Origin of the sequence: Acidisarcina polymorpha (assembly GCF_003330725.1) — a bacterium.
Taxonomy (GTDB): Bacteria; Acidobacteriota; Terriglobia; order Terriglobales; family Acidobacteriaceae; genus Acidisarcina; species Acidisarcina polymorpha.
The window spans coordinates 2,651,221-2,667,796 of sequence record NZ_CP030840.1 but is presented as its reverse complement, the minus strand read 5'-3'; the positions used below and the strand labels follow the sequence as shown (position 1 = coordinate 2,667,796).

The 16,576-nt window shown below is 56.8% G+C and carries 11 protein-coding genes; all 11 read right to left on the bottom strand.

What is annotated here, in order from left to right; genetic code table 11:
* Positions 1–138 precede the first annotated feature (138 nt).
* Positions 139–1,488, bottom strand: coding sequence for a TolC family protein (locus tag ACPOL_RS11435; RefSeq protein ID WP_114207182.1), 1,350 nt, complete (start codon positions 1,486–1,488; stop codon positions 139–141).
* The gene (locus ACPOL_RS11430; RefSeq protein WP_114207181.1) at positions 1,488–4,625 is read right to left on the bottom strand and encodes an efflux RND transporter permease subunit; all 3,138 of its coding nucleotides are present in this window, start codon (positions 4,623–4,625) and stop codon (positions 1,488–1,490) included. Before ACPOL_RS11430 ends, ACPOL_RS11435 begins: the two co-directional genes overlap by 1 nt.
* On the bottom strand, positions 4,626–5,792 hold the full coding sequence (locus tag ACPOL_RS11425; RefSeq protein ID WP_236657406.1) for an efflux RND transporter periplasmic adaptor subunit: 1,167 nt from the start codon (positions 5,790–5,792) through the stop codon (positions 4,626–4,628). It abuts the gene before it with no gap.
* A gap of 265 nt (positions 5,793–6,057) precedes the next feature.
* A complete protein-coding gene (locus tag ACPOL_RS11420) occupies positions 6,058–7,092 on the bottom strand; it encodes a GHMP family kinase ATP-binding protein (protein ID WP_114207180.1) in 1,035 nt (344 codons plus the stop codon).
* Positions 7,089–7,844, bottom strand: a complete 756-nt coding sequence (locus tag ACPOL_RS11415; RefSeq protein ID WP_114207179.1) for a sugar phosphate nucleotidyltransferase — start codon at positions 7,842–7,844, stop codon at positions 7,089–7,091. The genes ACPOL_RS11420 and ACPOL_RS11415 overlap by 4 nt, the downstream gene beginning before the upstream one ends.
* Before the next feature lie 123 nt (positions 7,845–7,967).
* Positions 7,968–8,582 (bottom strand): D-glycero-alpha-D-manno-heptose-1,7-bisphosphate 7-phosphatase, encoded by a 615-nt coding sequence (locus tag ACPOL_RS11410; RefSeq protein WP_161557301.1) that lies wholly within the window; start codon positions 8,580–8,582, stop codon positions 7,968–7,970.
* Positions 8,579–9,184: an SIS domain-containing protein gene (locus tag ACPOL_RS11405; RefSeq protein WP_114207177.1), complete on the bottom strand. Its 606-nt coding sequence runs from the start codon at positions 9,182–9,184 to the stop codon at positions 8,579–8,581. Before ACPOL_RS11405 ends, ACPOL_RS11410 begins: the two co-directional genes overlap by 4 nt.
* A gap of 67 nt (positions 9,185–9,251) precedes the next feature.
* Positions 9,252–9,992, bottom strand: a complete 741-nt coding sequence (locus tag ACPOL_RS11400; protein WP_150132959.1) for a DUF6875 domain-containing protein — start codon at positions 9,990–9,992, stop codon at positions 9,252–9,254.
* Between the two features lie 30 nt (positions 9,993–10,022).
* Positions 10,023–12,671: a non-ribosomal peptide synthetase gene (locus ACPOL_RS11395; protein WP_236657528.1), complete on the bottom strand. Its 2,649-nt coding sequence runs from the start codon at positions 12,669–12,671 to the stop codon at positions 10,023–10,025.
* A gap of 586 nt (positions 12,672–13,257) precedes the next feature.
* The gene (locus ACPOL_RS11390; protein WP_114207174.1) at positions 13,258–14,466 is read right to left on the bottom strand and encodes an acyltransferase family protein; all 1,209 of its coding nucleotides are present in this window, start codon (positions 14,464–14,466) and stop codon (positions 13,258–13,260) included.
* 80 nt (positions 14,467–14,546) lie between these two features.
* Entirely contained in the window at positions 14,547–16,319 is a 1,773-nt protein-coding gene (gene glgP / locus ACPOL_RS11385) for an alpha-glucan family phosphorylase (RefSeq protein WP_114207173.1), read from the bottom strand.
* Positions 16,320–16,576: the final 257 nt, after the last annotated feature.

Genomic DNA, 16,576 nt, shown 5'->3' with positions numbered 1-16,576 from the left:
TCTCTCTTTGACCAGGTTTGACCAACTCGCAAAAGCCGGTTCTTCTTCTAGTCTACTTTCGAACCTGACATCCAGGTAGCTGAGCCAGAAGGCAGAATAGCAGGCGCCTAGGTCTCTTTCCCAGGAAATGAGTTCCTTTTAAGGAATAACTTCGGTCGCCGTCGCAAAGCTCAGTTGGTGAATCGCCATCCAGGTCTGCGCATAGGCGTTCAGCGCATTCAGCGTGGTGGTGCGATCATCCTGCAGAGCATTGAGATAGTCGATCAGGCCGAGACCGCCGTGCTGATAAGCGAATTCGGCAATCGAGAGCACGTCTTTTGCCTCGTCCAGATAATGACCGTTGTAGCGGTCGGCCAGGACCTTCGAAGTCGTGTAGCCAACCCATGCCTGATCCACATCCGAATACACCTGGTTGCGCGCTGCTATTTCCGAGAAACGGCTCGCCTGCGCAACGTATTTGCTGGTCTCCTTATTTCCCTGGTTTCGATCAAAAATTCGCAATGGGATGCTGATGTTGAAGCCAGCCGAGTTATAGGTCCCGACGCGGTCGTACTCACCCTCGAGTGTCGGGTCCGTTGTGCCATTCGCGTAGGCCAGCTTGACCTCGGCGTCAGCGACCCGGATTGCAGCCTGTGCAGCCTTATAATCCGGCCGCGCCGCCAGCGCTCTCTGCTCCAGGTCAGTCAGCGTAGAAGTCACCCCCGGCGGAACAATGTCCCCAGCTATGTCGAAGGAGTTATTCGGGTGGTCGCTCCCAATAAGTGTCTGCAGCTGATAGCTCGTCTGGCTCAGACTGGCTTCCGCGCTCGATTCGTCTGTCTCAAACTGTGCCATCTGCAGATCCAGCCGCTCGTAGTCCAGCTTGCCGATGTCCCCGGCATCGTAGCGCGCCTTGTTGATATCCAGTTGGCGTCTGAAATCCCTTAAGTTGTCTTGGGCAAGCTTCACCGCCGCCTTCGCCAGCAGCATCGAGGTGAATGCCTGTTTTACAGCAAAGATCGTTTGCTGCTCTTGCAACACGTACTGATCTCGCGTCTGGTCGGTCGTGGAGCGGGCCGTGTCAAGCCGCCACCTGCGCTTTTCCCCGCGTTCAAAAAGACGAGACACCTGGACACCGTAGTTGTAAGGCGAGGCCGGGTTGCTGGCGCTATTGGTGACGTCCGTGCCCACCCCCGTCAAGTTTGGATTTGTCCTCACACCGGCTTGAATCTCCTGCGCCCTCACGGAGAGCAGATTTTGTTGCGCGGCGAGCAGGTTCGGATTTTTGGTGCGCGCAAGCTCGATAACCTGCTGCAATGTCAGAGCATTGGCGGCCACAGGAGCTGGCGGTATCGCCTGTGCCCACGCTGTGACTCCGCTGGCTATGCAGGATGCAAGTAAGAGTGCAAAGCCGCGTGCCGGAAAATAAGATCCAACAGCGGTTACAGTTTGCCGAGCGCCTTGAACGACGCCGCGAAGATGGGTTAGCACGGAACGGAGTTGCGCCATTAGTTTTCGAACTCCGTTTCCGGAGTCGGTAGAACATCGCCTTCTCCCGCAATCCAAACGTACAGCGTCGGAAGCAGGAAGACGTTGATGCTCAGCGCCGCCAGCAGCCCGCCGACAATCACGATCGCGAAGGGCCGCTGCGAGTCCGAACCGATGCCATGCGAGGTCGCCGCGGGAAGCAGCCCTAAAGTAGCCACCAGCATGGTCATCATAATCGGGCGCAATCTCAGCACCGCACCTTCGATCGCCGACTCCTCGATCGAACGCCCTCGCACTCGCAGTTGGTTGATGTATTCCAGCATGATCACGCCGGTCTGCACCGAAACGCCAAACAACGCCAGAAAACCTACCCCCGATGAGACGCTGAAGTTGGTGTGCGTCAAAAGCAGGGCCAGCATGCCACCGAGAGGCGCCATCGCCACGTTGCCGAGAATCAACAGCGCCCACTTGCCCGACTTGAACATGGTGTACAGGATCACGAAGATGATGATGATCGTGATCGGCAACACCAGCATCAGCCGCTTCGACGAACGCTTCTGACTTTCATACTCGCCAGCCCAGTCGAACTTATAGCCTGGGGGCAGCTTCACTTCCGCGTTGACTTTCCGGATCGACTCTTCCACCGTGCTGCCGAGATCGCGGCCGCGAACGCTGTATTTAATCGCGACGTAACGCTGTCCCGCTTCACGGTAGATTTCTTCAGCGCCATCCACCGTTGCAACGTCGGTGAGTTGCGCGAGCGAGACTCGTTCGCCAGAAGGAGAGAGCAGGCGGATGTTGTCGATTGCTTCAGGAGTATCGCGGTAGGGCTTTTGATAGCGAACTACCAGGTCGTAGCGGGCCTCTCCCTTCAGCACCTGAGTGACCGCGCCGCCGCCGACGGCGGTTTGGATTGCATCCTGCACATCGGTGACATTGATTCCAAAACGGGCTGCAGCCGGTCGGTTCACGGTGTAGGTCAGGTTGGGTTGGCCGATCACGCGGAATAAACCAAGATCGGCAACGCCTTGGACACGACTCATCACATCGACGACCTTATCTGCGGTGGCCTCCAATGTTTTCAGATCGTCGCCGTAAAGCTTCACGGCGAGTTCACCCTTCACCCCGCTGACCGCTTCTTCGACGTTGTCGGAGATAGGCTGGGAGAAACTCCAGTTCACTCCTGGCATCTTCTCGAGTTCGCGATTCATGGCGCCGATCAACTCTTCTTTGTCCTGACGGAAAGCACCGCGCCACTGCGCCTTCGACTTCAGGTCAATAAAGTATTCGGTATTGAAAAAGCCGGTCGTATCGGTGCCGTCGTCGGGACGGCCAACCTGGCTTATAACCTTGATCACTTCGGGGAACGCCGAAAGAACAACCCTCGCCTTATTCATAACGGCTATACCTTCAGTCGGACCGGTGCTCGGCGCCAGTGTGCCGCGCACCCAGATGGCGCCCTCATCGAGGTGGGGCAGGAACTCCGAACCGATAACCCCGCCAAAGGCCAGGTACGCAGTGATGCAGAGGGCCAGGACCGCACCCCCAACCGTCACATAGCGGTGCTCGATTGCCCAGGTGACCGCATAACGGTAGCGGTCGGTTAGCCATGCCATGAGAGGGTTATGCCATTCCTTCGCCCCCTTCGAGAACAGGAAGCTGGAAAGCACCGGCGCCAGAATCAAGGAAAAAATCAGCGCGCCCAGAAGCGCAAAGGCGACCGTCCAGGCCATCGGCCGGAATAGGCGCCCTTCTACCGCTTGCAGCGTGAAGATAGGGAGATAGGCGGTGATGATGATGCCGATCGCGTAAAACACCGGGCGCTGAACTTCGTGCGCCGCATCGCGGATTTGCTCGATCACCGTCTCGTGCTTGTCGTTCTTGCGATTCAGGTGGCGAACAATGTTCTCGACGATCACCACTGCGCCATCAACGACCATGCCGAAATCAAGTGCGCCGAGAGATAACAAGTTCGCGGGAATGTGCCGGAGGTCCAGACAAATCGAGGCGAACAACAGCGAGAACGGGATTGTCAGCGAGACGATCAACGCCGCCCGGATATTTCCCAGAAAGAAAAACAGAATGATGACAACCAGGACGATGCCTTCAGTAAGGTTATGAAGCACCGTGTGGGTGGTGAAATGCAGCAGATCGCTGCGATCGAGAAAGGGAACAATCTTCACTCCCGGCGGCAGGAAGTGGTTGTTTAATTCATCGACTTTGGCGTGAATACCTTCAAGTACCTTATCGGAGTCTTCCCCTTTTTGCAGCAGGACGATGCCCTCAACGGTGTCATCCAAGTCGACAATCTTCCCGTCCTCTTTATGGATCGCCTTCCCGATCTGTCCCAGCCGGATCTTCGGGCCCTGCGCCACCGTCGCGATGTCGCGCAGATGAAGCGCCGCTCCTGACTGTGATTTCAGCAGCGTATTCTCAATGTCCTGGACGTTGCGGACCAGACCCGCTTCCTGGACGTTGATCTGCTGCATTCCCTGCTCGATGAACTCGCCACCAGCGTTGATATTGTTGTTGGCGAGCTGCTGCTCCACCTGGCCGATGCTGATGCCGTAAGCGATCAACTTGTCGGGATCGACGCGTACCTGATACTCCCGTGTCATCCCCCCGAAGCTCGAAACATCGACAACGCCGGGAACTGATTTGAACTGTTTCTCGAGCTGCCAGTCCTGGATCGACTTCAGCTCCATGTTGTCGTATTCAGGATTGGTGCTGGTCAGCGTATACCAATAGATCTGCCCGACCGGGCTCCAGTCGCTACCCATCTGCGGCTGCAGACCAGCCGGCAAATTCACCTGGTTGAGCCGTTCGCCAACTTTCTGCCGGTTCCAATCGTTGACGGAGTCATCATCGAAGATCAGCTTGACGTCGGAGAGACCGCCAAGCGAAAACGACCGCAAATGCTGAAGGTGGGGGATGCCGGCCATCTGGATTTCGACCGGGATCGTGACCTGCTGCTCGATGTCTTCCGCCGAGCGTCCGGGCCACTGGGTGATGATCTCGACGTAGTTGTTGGCGACGTCGGGATACGCCTCCACCGGCAGATTGTGGAACGAGACGATACCCCAGGCAAACAGCAGGATAGCGAATCCAAGCACCAGCCAGCGGTTATTGAGCGCAAAGTCGACCAGACCACGAATCATCTATTGCTCCGCCGAGTTTTGCAGCTCGAGGGCGTTCGACACCACTTGCTGGCCTTGATTCAGTCCGGACTTGATCTCCTGCATGTTGCCTGGCAACATGTCTCCGCCTTCGACCCCCACCCGTCGAAACTTGCCGTCGCCATCCGGTACATAGACCCAATCGCGATCGTGCAGGTGCAGCACCGCAGAGGCGGGCACCGCAGTATGCGTCTCCAGCCTCTTGCCGTGGAGGGTTGCTGTCGCGAACATGCCGATACGCATCAGGTTACCCGGGTTCTGCACCTGGATACGAACTTTGCCAGTGCGGATAGTCGGGTCGAGGACGGCGCCGATGTCGCCGACTGTTCCCTTCAGCACTCGGTTGGGATACGCGTTCAGCCGCACATCGACGTCCTGTCCGAGGCGCACCGTAGCAATGTCGTTTTCGTAAACATCGCAGATGATCCAGACGTGGGAGAGATCGGCGATCGTGAAGGCGTTCGGCGAACCCGCGAGCGCAACTCCGGCAGTGGACGCTTCGGTCACGTTCTGTTGAATGATGAAGCCGGATGCCGGCGAATAGACCTTGACGGTCTCGCCGGGATGATTCTTGTCGATGCCCAGAACATGAAGCTGCTGCTCCGCCGCAACCAGGTCAGCCTTGGCGTCATCCTCGCCAGCCTGAGCAATGTCCAGCTGGCTCTTGGCGATCGCGCCTTTCTCGTAGAGAATTTTGGCCCGCTCCAGTTGCGTGTTGGCCAAATGTTCGTCATTCACGGCTTTCAGGTACTGGTCAAACGCGCCACTGATGTCGGTGCTCTGCACCTCCATAATCAATTGGCCCTTCTTGACGTAGTCGCCTAGCCGGACATGGACCGCCACAACCCGTCCCGAGGCGATAGAAACCACAGGAATCTCTCGGGAAACATCGGGATTGACCGCCCCCGTTACGTTGAGGGTTGAAGTCGCTTCATGCGCTATCGCCGCTACCAAGGGAAACCGTTCCGGCTTATCTACCTGGAACACATTCTGATCGTTCACATGCTCCACAGACGCTGCAGGAGGAGCCTCCGCCGCCGGATCGCTCTTTGCTTTCTCACAACCAGCGGTGAAAAGGGTGGCGAGGAAGGCCGTCATCATCAGTGTCGCCACATAAACGCTCCTGGCGATCGCTAACTCTTGCTTCATCAATGGACCTCGTGCCTCCCGAACATGCTTCCAGTTGCTTAGACCGGGCAGTTTCTTGAATGTAGGGTAGAACTCGGGCCGTAAGGAAGGGATAAGGAGCTTCGAAATCATAATTTAACGAACGCCGCCGTCGACGGCTGTGCCCCAGGGCAGATTCTCCCAACCAGCCTGGCTGTTCCTGTCCCGCTTCTGATTCTGTTCTTCTATTGTAGATGGATGTCTCAGCCCAGGAGTCTCACTGCAGGCGAACGCTGCGTGCCTTTTTCTAGGAGCCGGTCTTATCGCCTTCTGTAGAGGCTCCGAAAGGATGGCGCAGATTTACAACCGAACCTTCGAAATCGAAGCGAAATGGCATCTCTTTCATCCCCGTCTTCGCCATCGCCAGCCGAAGCCGGCTACGATCTTCGGTCTGGAAGAGTAAGAAGCCGCCCCCCTCGGCGCCTACCAGTTTGCCGCCGGTCGCGCCTCCTTCTCGCATAGCAAGTTCATATGCCTCATCAACAGAAGGGGTAGAAATTCCGGAAGAGCGAGCCCTCTTTCGCAGCCAGTGCTCGTGCATCAACGGTCCAAAGAATCGCACCTCGCCGGCTTGAAGCAGGTCACGTATTTCGAGCCCCAGCTGTTTGGCGAAGTGGAGGCTGTCGATTATCTTCGAGTCGCCCTCTTCAGACTTGCGCCTTTGGTCTTCAAGCAAGAGTGAGGAACTCCGCGTCTGTCCCACGAAAAAAAGCATGAGAGAATTCTCGAGCTCTGCAATGGCTCGGGGTGCAATTCGAAGCGGCGTGACCGTCGCCGTTTCGTCCGGATGGTATTCCTGACACAACAAACCGCCGTATGCCGCTATAAATTGATCCTGTTTGCCGACCGGTCGCTTGAGCCGGGTCAGTTCGATCTCCGTGGCCTCCGTCGCCAGCGTCTCGGGAGTCACGGCTTTCTTCGGCTGAACCCCTTGGTAAGTATGAAGCGCATGCAACAGCCCCACTAAAAAGCTGCCGGATGATCCCAGGCCGGTTCCTCCTGGAACATCCGCGATGCTGACAATCTCCAGTCCGTCCTCAACGTCCAGCAGCCTCAGTGCTTCCCGTACCAAAGGGTGACGGATTGCCTCTCGCGACGATGAGTGCTCAAGCTCAGAAAACTTCAAAATGTATCCGGATAGAAAGTTCCTGTTGACGCCGACATAGACGTACTTGTCGATCGCCGCCGAAACGACAAAGCCGCCAAACTCGCGATAGTAAGACGGCAGATCCGTGCCTCCACCTCCGATCGAGATGCGGAGGGGCGTTCGCGTCAGGATCATTGGTCTACTTCTCGCCGATGAAGTTGCCGGATCAGCATGTCAGTCTCTGCCAATCCCTGAGGAGAGCCGATTTCATAGAAACGGTCCTTTACCTCAAAGGCGGCCAACTCACCCTTGCTCGTCATATCCTGATAAAACCGGGAGAGATCGAAACATTCCTCGCTCACCACGCCTTCGTTCACCCAACTCGAAAAGGCGTCGGCGCGGATGCAACCTACACCATAATCGATGTAGTGCATCCCGCTTCGATCGCCGGTCTTGTCGTAGCGGATGATCTCTTCACCACGAAATTCCACGTTGCTCGCATCCCATCGGCCCTCGTTGCGCAGTATGGTCATCAGCGCCGCTTTTCGAGATTGCCGAAAGGCCTGCCAGACCGGCGCAAGCGGCTGCATCAGATAGCTGTCCCCATACATCACGAAGAAGGATTCTCCCAGGAGCGGCAAAGCCTTCCGAATCGCCCCGCCGGTGCCGAGCGCCTGCTCTCCATCCAACGAGTAACGTAACTTGCACCCGAATGCCGCTCCATCTCCCACGAAACTTGCAATCTGATCTGCGAGATGTCCGGCGCAAATCACCACATCCCGATAGTCCTGACGAGCGAGGCTTGCGAGTTGATGAGCGATGAAGGGGTCGCCGCCAACCGGGATCATTGATTTAGGAATGACATTGGTGAGAGGCTGCAGGCGGGTCGCGAGCCCACCCGCCAGGATCGCCACTGTCGGAGCCGCGGAAGCCTCTTGCCGAGTCATCGATCTTCACCGGATCCGGATTGTCCCAAATGCACCTTCGGTTCCACATTCTTGAAACAATTTGAACAAGTGCTTTTCTATCATCATTCCCGTCGAGAAGCATTCTTCTTGCTGCGCCCAGCGCTAGCTGGAACTTAGCTCCGGCAGCGACCGTTTTTGACTGGTCAAAATGATCTGAACTGCATCAGCGAGGCTTCTGGCTTGGTAATCAGCCGCAATCAGGTTGGACTCACCGGCCGCTGAAAGGTCCTCTGCGACGCGAATCGTTCGCACCCCCGCGGCCTGCCCGCACTCGATATCGCTCTCCCGGTCCCCAACCATCCAGCATTCCTCGAGAGCAAGATCAAACTTGACTTTCGCTTGCAGGAGAAAATAGGGGGAGGGTTTTCGACAGTCGCAATGGCCGGAATACCCAGCCTCAATTCCCGCCGGATGATGGTAGCAATAATAGAATTCCGTGAACATGATGCCGGCGAAGCCTAGTTCCGAGGCCAGACATTGATGGATGGCGGCAAGCTCTTCAAGGCTGCTCTTTCCTTTCGCATAGTTCGGCTGGTTTGAAACCAGGAACAGACGAAATCCAGCCTGCTGCAGGGTGGCTAACGCCGGAAGCACTCCGGGCAGAAGCTCGAAGTCCTTTGCTCGAAGTGGAGCGCCATACTCGTGCGTCAAGGGATCGAGAACATTGCGGTTGATCACTCCATCGCGATCAAGAAAAATCGCCGAGCGTTGACTCACCCTTGCGATTCCCACTTCATGGCGTGCAGCTTGAGATCGGGATGAGAGACGATGCAGTGCCAGATGATCGCCTGAAAGCTCTCAGTCAGCGGAGTGACCGTGTCCGCAGACAAGGCCGGGATGACGATGACTTCGTCGCCGATTGCCGCCGTGTATCCGCCGTCCCGTCCGACGATTCCGATAATCTTTGCGCCTACCTCTCGCGCCAGATCCAAGCAATTCAGCAGGTTGACGCTAATGCCCTTTTCCGCACTGCCGCCGCCCACGGAGAAGACAAAGACGACATCTTTGCCATTGAGGCGACTTCCCCGCAGCCAATTAGCGTAAGCCGTCTCCCAACCATCATCATTGATCCGAGCGGTAAGTTCGGAGACATTGTCACTGGGCGAATAGGACTCAATGCCCGCGATCTTTCGAAAATCGTTGACCGCATGGCTTGCGTTTCCAGCCCCGCCACCCGCTCCAAGAAAGAAAATTCGGCCGCCAGTCTCGCGAACTTCGCGGAGCAGGACGACTATCCGGCCAATCTTATCTGGATCAACGGCTGCTGCGATCGTCCCCGCTTCGGCCAGATAACGAGCCGTAAATTCGCTCGAGCTCAAGTTGCTCCTTAGCAGCCCCGTCGTCCCCAGGAGATGCCACTCGTAAACCAAGGCCGGTTCACAGGCCCTAACAGGCGCTGGGCTCCCGCCGTTCCGTCTCGGAAGATAAATCAGCTTCAGCTATCTTCAACGCTTCTTTCGCTTTAACCTGACTAGCGACACTGAGCGAAGAACCGAGAAATTGCAGGTAAGACTTCAATGATTGGGTGCGAATCAGCGGCGGATCGAAAGGACGGGAGAGAAAATCAATGTCCGACTCTACCATATGTCGGATAACCAGGAGCGGAATCGGACTGCGCAAGGGTCGAAAGGCCGAATTGCGAAGGCCCGGCGAGCGGCTGATGGGATGAAATTCACCCAACATCAAACCCTCTCTGACAAATGAAGGTTTCAGCTGTCGCTGGGGAACGTCGATCACTCGCGACGCCTCTTCCGCAGTGATATCGGGAAAGATCATCACCCAGGAGCCGAAGATATCGATCTTCCCGTGAGCCTTTTCATTGGCCAGGAAATGCTCACGGAAAGCAGTGACGATCTCCTCGATCTCGGTCATCGCATTCTCCCCGCGGTTCTTCAGCGAGATGACAGAGAACTTCAGCGACCCGAGCATCATCGCCTGCGGCACAAACGGACACACATTTCCGGTTCGCCCCACCAGGCTGCTCGGCCGCCCCAGAAAGTGCTCGCACCAATCCACCGTCTCGATGAGCAGATCGTTCGTTCCCCCCGGATTGAGGGCACGCACCTCGTCGGCGCTATACAGGTTGGCCCTGAAGCCTCCGGGGGTCAAGACGAAATCTGATGACATAGGGATTTGCTCCGCATCTGTTCGCATTTCTCAGCCTCCGTGACATTCCAGCAAGGGTTTCATTCTAGGCTCCTGACCCTCTTTGCCGGCTGGAAGCGATGCCTCGCGCATCGAACGCGCCGAAACGTTGAGCCTCTTCTCCAACTCCTCGGCGAGCACACCCACATTCGGACGAGAGAATATCGTCTGATGCGAGCCAGGAACCTTCTGGATGTCCAACCGCCCCTTTACGACCTGCAACCACCCTTCGCCGACCGCCTCTGGAGACAGCTGGTCTTCCGCTACGAACAGGACAGCGTCCTGCTCCATGGCTTGCGGCCGGTACCGCTCGGCGAACAATGCAATATAAGGATCCAAGCCAAAAACATGGGGATAAAAGGATCCTTCCTTGTGGACCTTTCGCAGCAGGCGGATCTTCAACATTAGCTTGTTGTACAGGATCTTCCGCCAGGTGGTGTTGATGAGGCCCCCCTCGGCGAGGCGGCTGACTTTCTTCCTCCAGTAAATCAGCTTATCGCGCAGCGCTACCTGGGGGGGAGGTGGAACGTTCTCGGCCCGTTGGGCAACGTGGAAATCACAGTCCAGCAGCGCCAGCATCCCGATCTGCTTGCCGCGGGCGCGCAGCTGTGCGGCGATCTCGAAAACCAGAAATCCACCGAGAGAGTGGCCGGCAAGATAGTACGGTCCCAGAGCGTCCACGGCCAGGATCTCATCGATGAAACGCGCAGCGAAGGCCTCGAGCCTCAGCTCCTGCAAAGTGGCGTTCGCCGGCGCGTTAAGCTGGATGCCGTAAACCGGCTGATTGTCGCCTAGCTCCTCGGCTAGCTCTCGGAAAAGCAGGAGGTTGCTGCCCAATCCGTGGGCGATGAAGAGCGGAGGCATAGTTCCCCGGTCCTGAAGGGGAACCAGCCCCGGCCAGCCGATGTCGGGCCGGTTATGGATGTAGTTGGCCAGCTGCCGGACCGTTGGATTTTGAATGAGCACCGACAAAGGTATATTGCGGCCGGTGATTTTTTCAATCTCCGTAAACATCCTTGTCGCCAGCAGGGAATGGCCGCCGAGATCGAAAAAGTCGTCCCAGGGCCCTATGCTATGGACCTTCAGAAGCCGCTCCCAGATCATGGTCAGCCGCCCTTCGAGATCATCTGCCGGCAGCTGAGTCGGTTCGGCATGCTGCTGCGCCTCAAACTCCACTCGAATCGCATCCAGTGCCTGCCGATCAATCTTTCCGTTGATCGTCATTGGCAGGGTCGCGAGCGGAATCAGCTCCGAAGGCAGCATGTAATAGGGTAGCCGCTGACGCAGAAAGTCGCGCAAGTGGATCACGGTCACCAACTCGTCGCTAAGGAAATAGGCCACCAGCCGCTGATCGTCAGGGCCATACTCGACAACCTGGACGACCGCCGCGTGCACACCGCTGTACTCGCGGATCGCTGCTTCAATCTCCTCCAGCTCGATCCGGAAACCTCGGAGCTTTATCTGATTGTCGGCCCGGCCCTGGAAATCTAACCGGCCGTCAGGCAACAGTCGACCCAGGTCTCCGGTCTTGTACATCCGCGCCCCGGGCGTCTTGTCAAAGCGGTCCGGCAAAAAGGTGCGGGCGGTAAGCTCGGGACGGTTGATATACCCTCGCCCGACGCCCACGCCGCCGATATAGATCTCGCCCGTCTCGCCTTCTGGTACCGGCTCTTGGTGTTCGTCTAGGACATAAATGCTGACATTGTCGATCGGCCAGCCCAGAGTGATCAGCTCCGCACCAGGTAACACTCGCTCGCGGGTGGCGCAAATGGAGGTTTCCGTTGGCCCGTAATGATTCCACAACGCCCGGGTCAGCCCGGTCAGCGTATTCGCCAGCGAGAGGGGCAAAACCTCCCCTCCCGTAATGATCTGCAGATTGGGGCTACCCGTCCAGCCGGCCTCCAACATAAGCCGCCACGACGTCGGAGTGCCGAAAACCAGGGCTGCACTCGTGCTCCGAATCATCTCGATCAGCTTTGGACCGTCCCCGGCAAAATGCCGCTCCATCAGATGGATCGTCGCCCCGGCCGTCAACGGAACATACAGCTCTAGATTTGATATATCGAAGACAATCGTTGCGGTGGCCAAAACCACTTGTTCCGGTTCAAGCGCCAGGTCCTTCCCGATTGCCTGGACTACATTCAACAGCCCCCGGTGGCAAACGCCGGCCCCCTTGGGCTTTCCGGTCGAGCCAGAGGTATAAATCACATAGGCCAATTGATCCGGCATCGGGTCGGCGGGAACGAAGGTCCCCGGTGCGAGCGGGCTTGCTGTTGTGTCCAATTGCCCGCAAACGTCCTCGACACACAGGACTCGAGCGCTAGTCGGGGGCAGGGAGTCGAGCAGACTCCGTTCCGTTAGGACGTAATTGACCTGAGAATCCTTCAGGGTGAACTCGACGCGTTGACGGGGATTCGTGGGATCGATCGGCAGGTAAGCACCCCCCGCCTTCCAAACCCCCAGCAGGCTGGCAATCAGCTCCGGAGATCGCTCCAGATAAATCGCGACAAGTGACTCGGTGGTGACTTTGGCATTGCGTAGCACACACCCGATTTCATTGGCCCTCGCATCCAGCTGGGCATACGTCACCCTGCGTCCGGCAAACGAAATGGCAATCGCATCCGGTTGCGACCGCGTACGCTCTTCAAATAATCGGAGCACTGATGTCAAAGCGGGCCCTCGCACAGAAAGAGAGGTACTCTCCCTGAGTCGGATGCAGTAGCCTGAGGAAGATCAGCCCTAAAATAGGCACCCCTCAACGAACCTGCCCGGGACGAATATCGGCATTGAACGCCCGATAAACCCATTTCCGGTCAGAGAGAAAAGTATTCGGCAGACTTAAGTGAATCAGAATTACAAAAGAAAATTCGCAACCTGGCGTTCGGTCCTTTGCCTCACTTACCAGGAACGTCTCTAGTATGATCCCGTTTCCAGTTATCGGCGGATTCTACCAGAAGTTTCGTCATAACCCGCTCTGTTCCTTATTCTCCAAAATCGGCGAATGGAGCCATTTCATGAGAACACCGTGCGACAAGTTGCAATTTTAACCTTTCCAGCCAGTGAAAGCCAACGAAAATAGCAGTACCGAGTGCGCTATCCCACTCATTGAAGAAGACTAACCCCCCGTACCACGAAAAGTTTCTCTCTCAGACACAAAGACCTGCAGCTTGAAAGGATCCCGTGAGAGACACTTCCCTTGGCAAAAAATGGAGCACTTCCTCCTGAAAGCATCAAGGACATAGTCTTCTCACCGCAGTCTCGCCTCCAGATAACTCCGCACCCGATCGGTTCGCGACTCGAAGAGGAAGTGAACAGTGCAGGCGATTAGGAAGGCAACCGTTAAGGCTTCGGCCAACACTGCGACGGCATGACCGCCCATCGGCAACAACCTCCAACTACCGACCAGGATCGCGCTCATCAGGCAAAAAACCGGGCCGTGGGTCAAGTAAAGGCTATACGAGATCTTTGACATGAATCTGGCGCTCCGCCGGTAAATCCCATTCCGTGCTGGCAGCCGCAAGTGAGCAAGACCATAAATCAGAATCGAAAATAAAATTCCCAAGAAGAAGTCGACCGGAAAGTGATTGGGATGGTCGTAGCTTACTAAAAGATTCCCAGCCAGGAAAATGGTCAGCGCTGCGAAGACGAACGCCCTTTGCTGCCTCGCCGGGATCTTCAAAGGAAGCCACGCCGCCAACGCGCCTAAAAGCCAAATACTGAAATACCAGGCAATCTCTTGACCGGCGAACAAGAGAATCGCGCCCATGCCCGCTATCGCCAGCATCCTCTTCCACCAACTCCAGGGAGCAAGAAGACTAAGCATTAGACATGGACAAGCCAGGTAATACCAAAACTCGTTTGCCAAGCTCCAAAGCGGTTGATTTGTGCCTAGCGGAGTGACCCGGATGGTTTGCAGGAAAAACAGGTTGCCGAGAAGAGTCCCCGGACTGAGACGGTTGCTCAAGCCGGGAGGGATCAGATCTTGCCCCGGGGGGCCGCTGTAAATTGTCCCTTCTCCAGCAAAGTGATGGCTCCCCGCCAGATCGAAGACCAGCCCGAGAATCAGCGCCGGAACGAGCACCATCCAAAGCCGCACCGTCCGGTGGACCAGATAGCGCTTCCAGGACCAATCGTTCCGGTGGATGGATCGGAGTACGCTTCCCCCTACCAGGTAGCCGCTCAAAACAAAGAAGACCATCACCGCCTGGTGTGCGTAGTCGCTGCGTACGGTACGGGAGAGATGGACAGAGGAGGACGCAACCGGGCCGAGAGTGGACGCGCTGACGGCTCGATGATGATTCAACAGGGACTGTAAAAAGAACATCCGCGCGTGCACGAGGAAGACCAACAAGGCTGCTGCGCCTCGAACCGCATCAAGGTGGACGGAATATTCAGGAACAGCGCGAGCGTCAACTTCGCCTCTTTCGAGGTCACGTTCCTTGGTCAGCGTGGGCATACGAGTTTAGATTCGAGCCGTGGGCTCGGAGTGGTCGCCTAATTTAAAGATCGGCACGACCGACGATTTATTCTATCGATTCAGCGAGCGAGCGCATGTTCGAGAGCGGCAGCTGAGAAATCCATCCTCTTTTGCGGAAAATATGCATTGAGGACATACTGCCCTAGCATTCTTTGAGTATTGAAAAACGATCCGTTTAAGGCAATGGTGGAGCGCATGATCCCATGCCAGACCTTAGGCTGCTGATAATACATGGGAAGAATCGTCTTCTCCAATTGATCGTAGATCGACGCGCTCTCCTGCGCTTCCTCTTCGAAATCGGGAATCGCCCAGCCGGTCACGCCGTCAATGCAGCCCTCGATCCACCATCCATCCAGTACGCTCAAGCTGGGCACGCCGTTCAGCGCCGCCTTCATGCCGCTGGTGCCCGATGCCTCATAGGGGCGCTTGGGATTATTCAGCCACAGGTCGACGCCCGCCGTCATCATGCTGCCGAGAGTCCATTCGTAGTTCTCCAGATAAAAGATGTGGAGTTTCCCCGATTCTAATCCCTTGGCCAGTTCCACCACTCGTCGAATCAGTGCTTTACCAGGATCATCTGCCGGATGCGCCTTTCCCGCATAAAGAATTTGCAATCCCCCGAACTTGTCGGCGAGTTCGACGATCCGCTCCGGCTGGGAGAACAGCAAGTCGGCCCGTTTGTAGGTCGCCACCCGCCGCGCGAACCCGATTGTGAAGACATTGGCATCGAGCAGGACCCCGGTCCTTTTCTCGACTTCACTGAGCAGGATCCGTTTCGAGACATCGTGCGCTGCCGCAATATCGTCTTCAGGAATATCGATTGCGTAGCGTAGCGCAAGGTTGTCGGTGCGCCATCGCGGCAATGCATGATCGAAGACCGCCTGAAACGAGGATGCCGTCCACGTCGCGGCGTGCACCCCATTTGTGATTGCATCGATCTTGTACTCAGGGAACATCACCCGGGAAACAATCCCATGCTGCATGGCGACGCCGTTGACGAATCGCGAAAAACGCAGCGCGATGTAGGTCATATTCAGCAGATTCTCATGGCAGCAACCAAGGCGTTCCAAGGTCCCCGCACAATCCTCCCCGAGAATCCGCTTTGCCTGTTCCATCGAAAATCGATCGTGTCCCGCCGGCACCGGTGTGTGGGTGGTAAAAACACAGTGCTCCCGGATTGCGTTCACGTCTGCATCGGAGATGGCAGAAAGCTGCCCTGCCGGAACCTGCCTTTTCATCAACGCCACCGTCAGCAGGGCGGCGTGTCCTTCATTCATGTGGAAGACCGCCGGCTCATATCCCAAGGCGTAGAGCATCAGCGCACCGCCAATTCCCAGCACCGCCTCCTGCCGCAGCCGGTAGTCGCTGTCTCCCCCATAAAGGTAGTCAGTGAGTCGCCGGTCCGACTCTTCGTTTTCGGGTAGGTCGGTATCCAGCATGTAAATCGGAATGACTTTCCCGGTGACGCCTTCCATATCGAAACGCCACGCACGAACCACCACCGGGCGACCCTCAATGACCACCGAAACCCGAGCGCTCTCCTCAAACAGCGAATCTTGAGGAGACCATGGCTGTTCCACCGCCGTCTGCACACCGTCTTCGCCCAGCACCTGACGAAAATACCCCTTACGGTGGACCAGGGTCACCGCAGCTAAGCGAAGGCCGCGATCCGCCGCCGAGCGGAGCGTGTCGCCTGCCAGCACACCCAAGCCACCGCTGTAGGTCGGCATCGAAGGCAATATCGCGATTTCCATCGAGAAGTAGGCGACCTGGCTGGTCTCATCGCAAATGTCCAACGAAGCTAACTCATGGGTTTGAATAGGAAAACTCATCCAATTTTTCTCCGCACTCTCTCAATATATTTGCTGGATGGATCGAAAGCTCCAGCCCATCCCGGTGCACAGGGCAAGCATTCGCCCGAGTTCCACTTCCGCGCGAACAGTCCAAAGATTCTAGCAACTTCCACCAAGCGAGAGTAGAGAAACTCAGACCCCCGCATCGCTCCTGGTGTGCGCAGTCAAAAGCGGCTTCGACTGCTCTTCGCCTGGTTCATCGGGACCTTCGAACGGTTGCAGCGAGGTGAAACTCC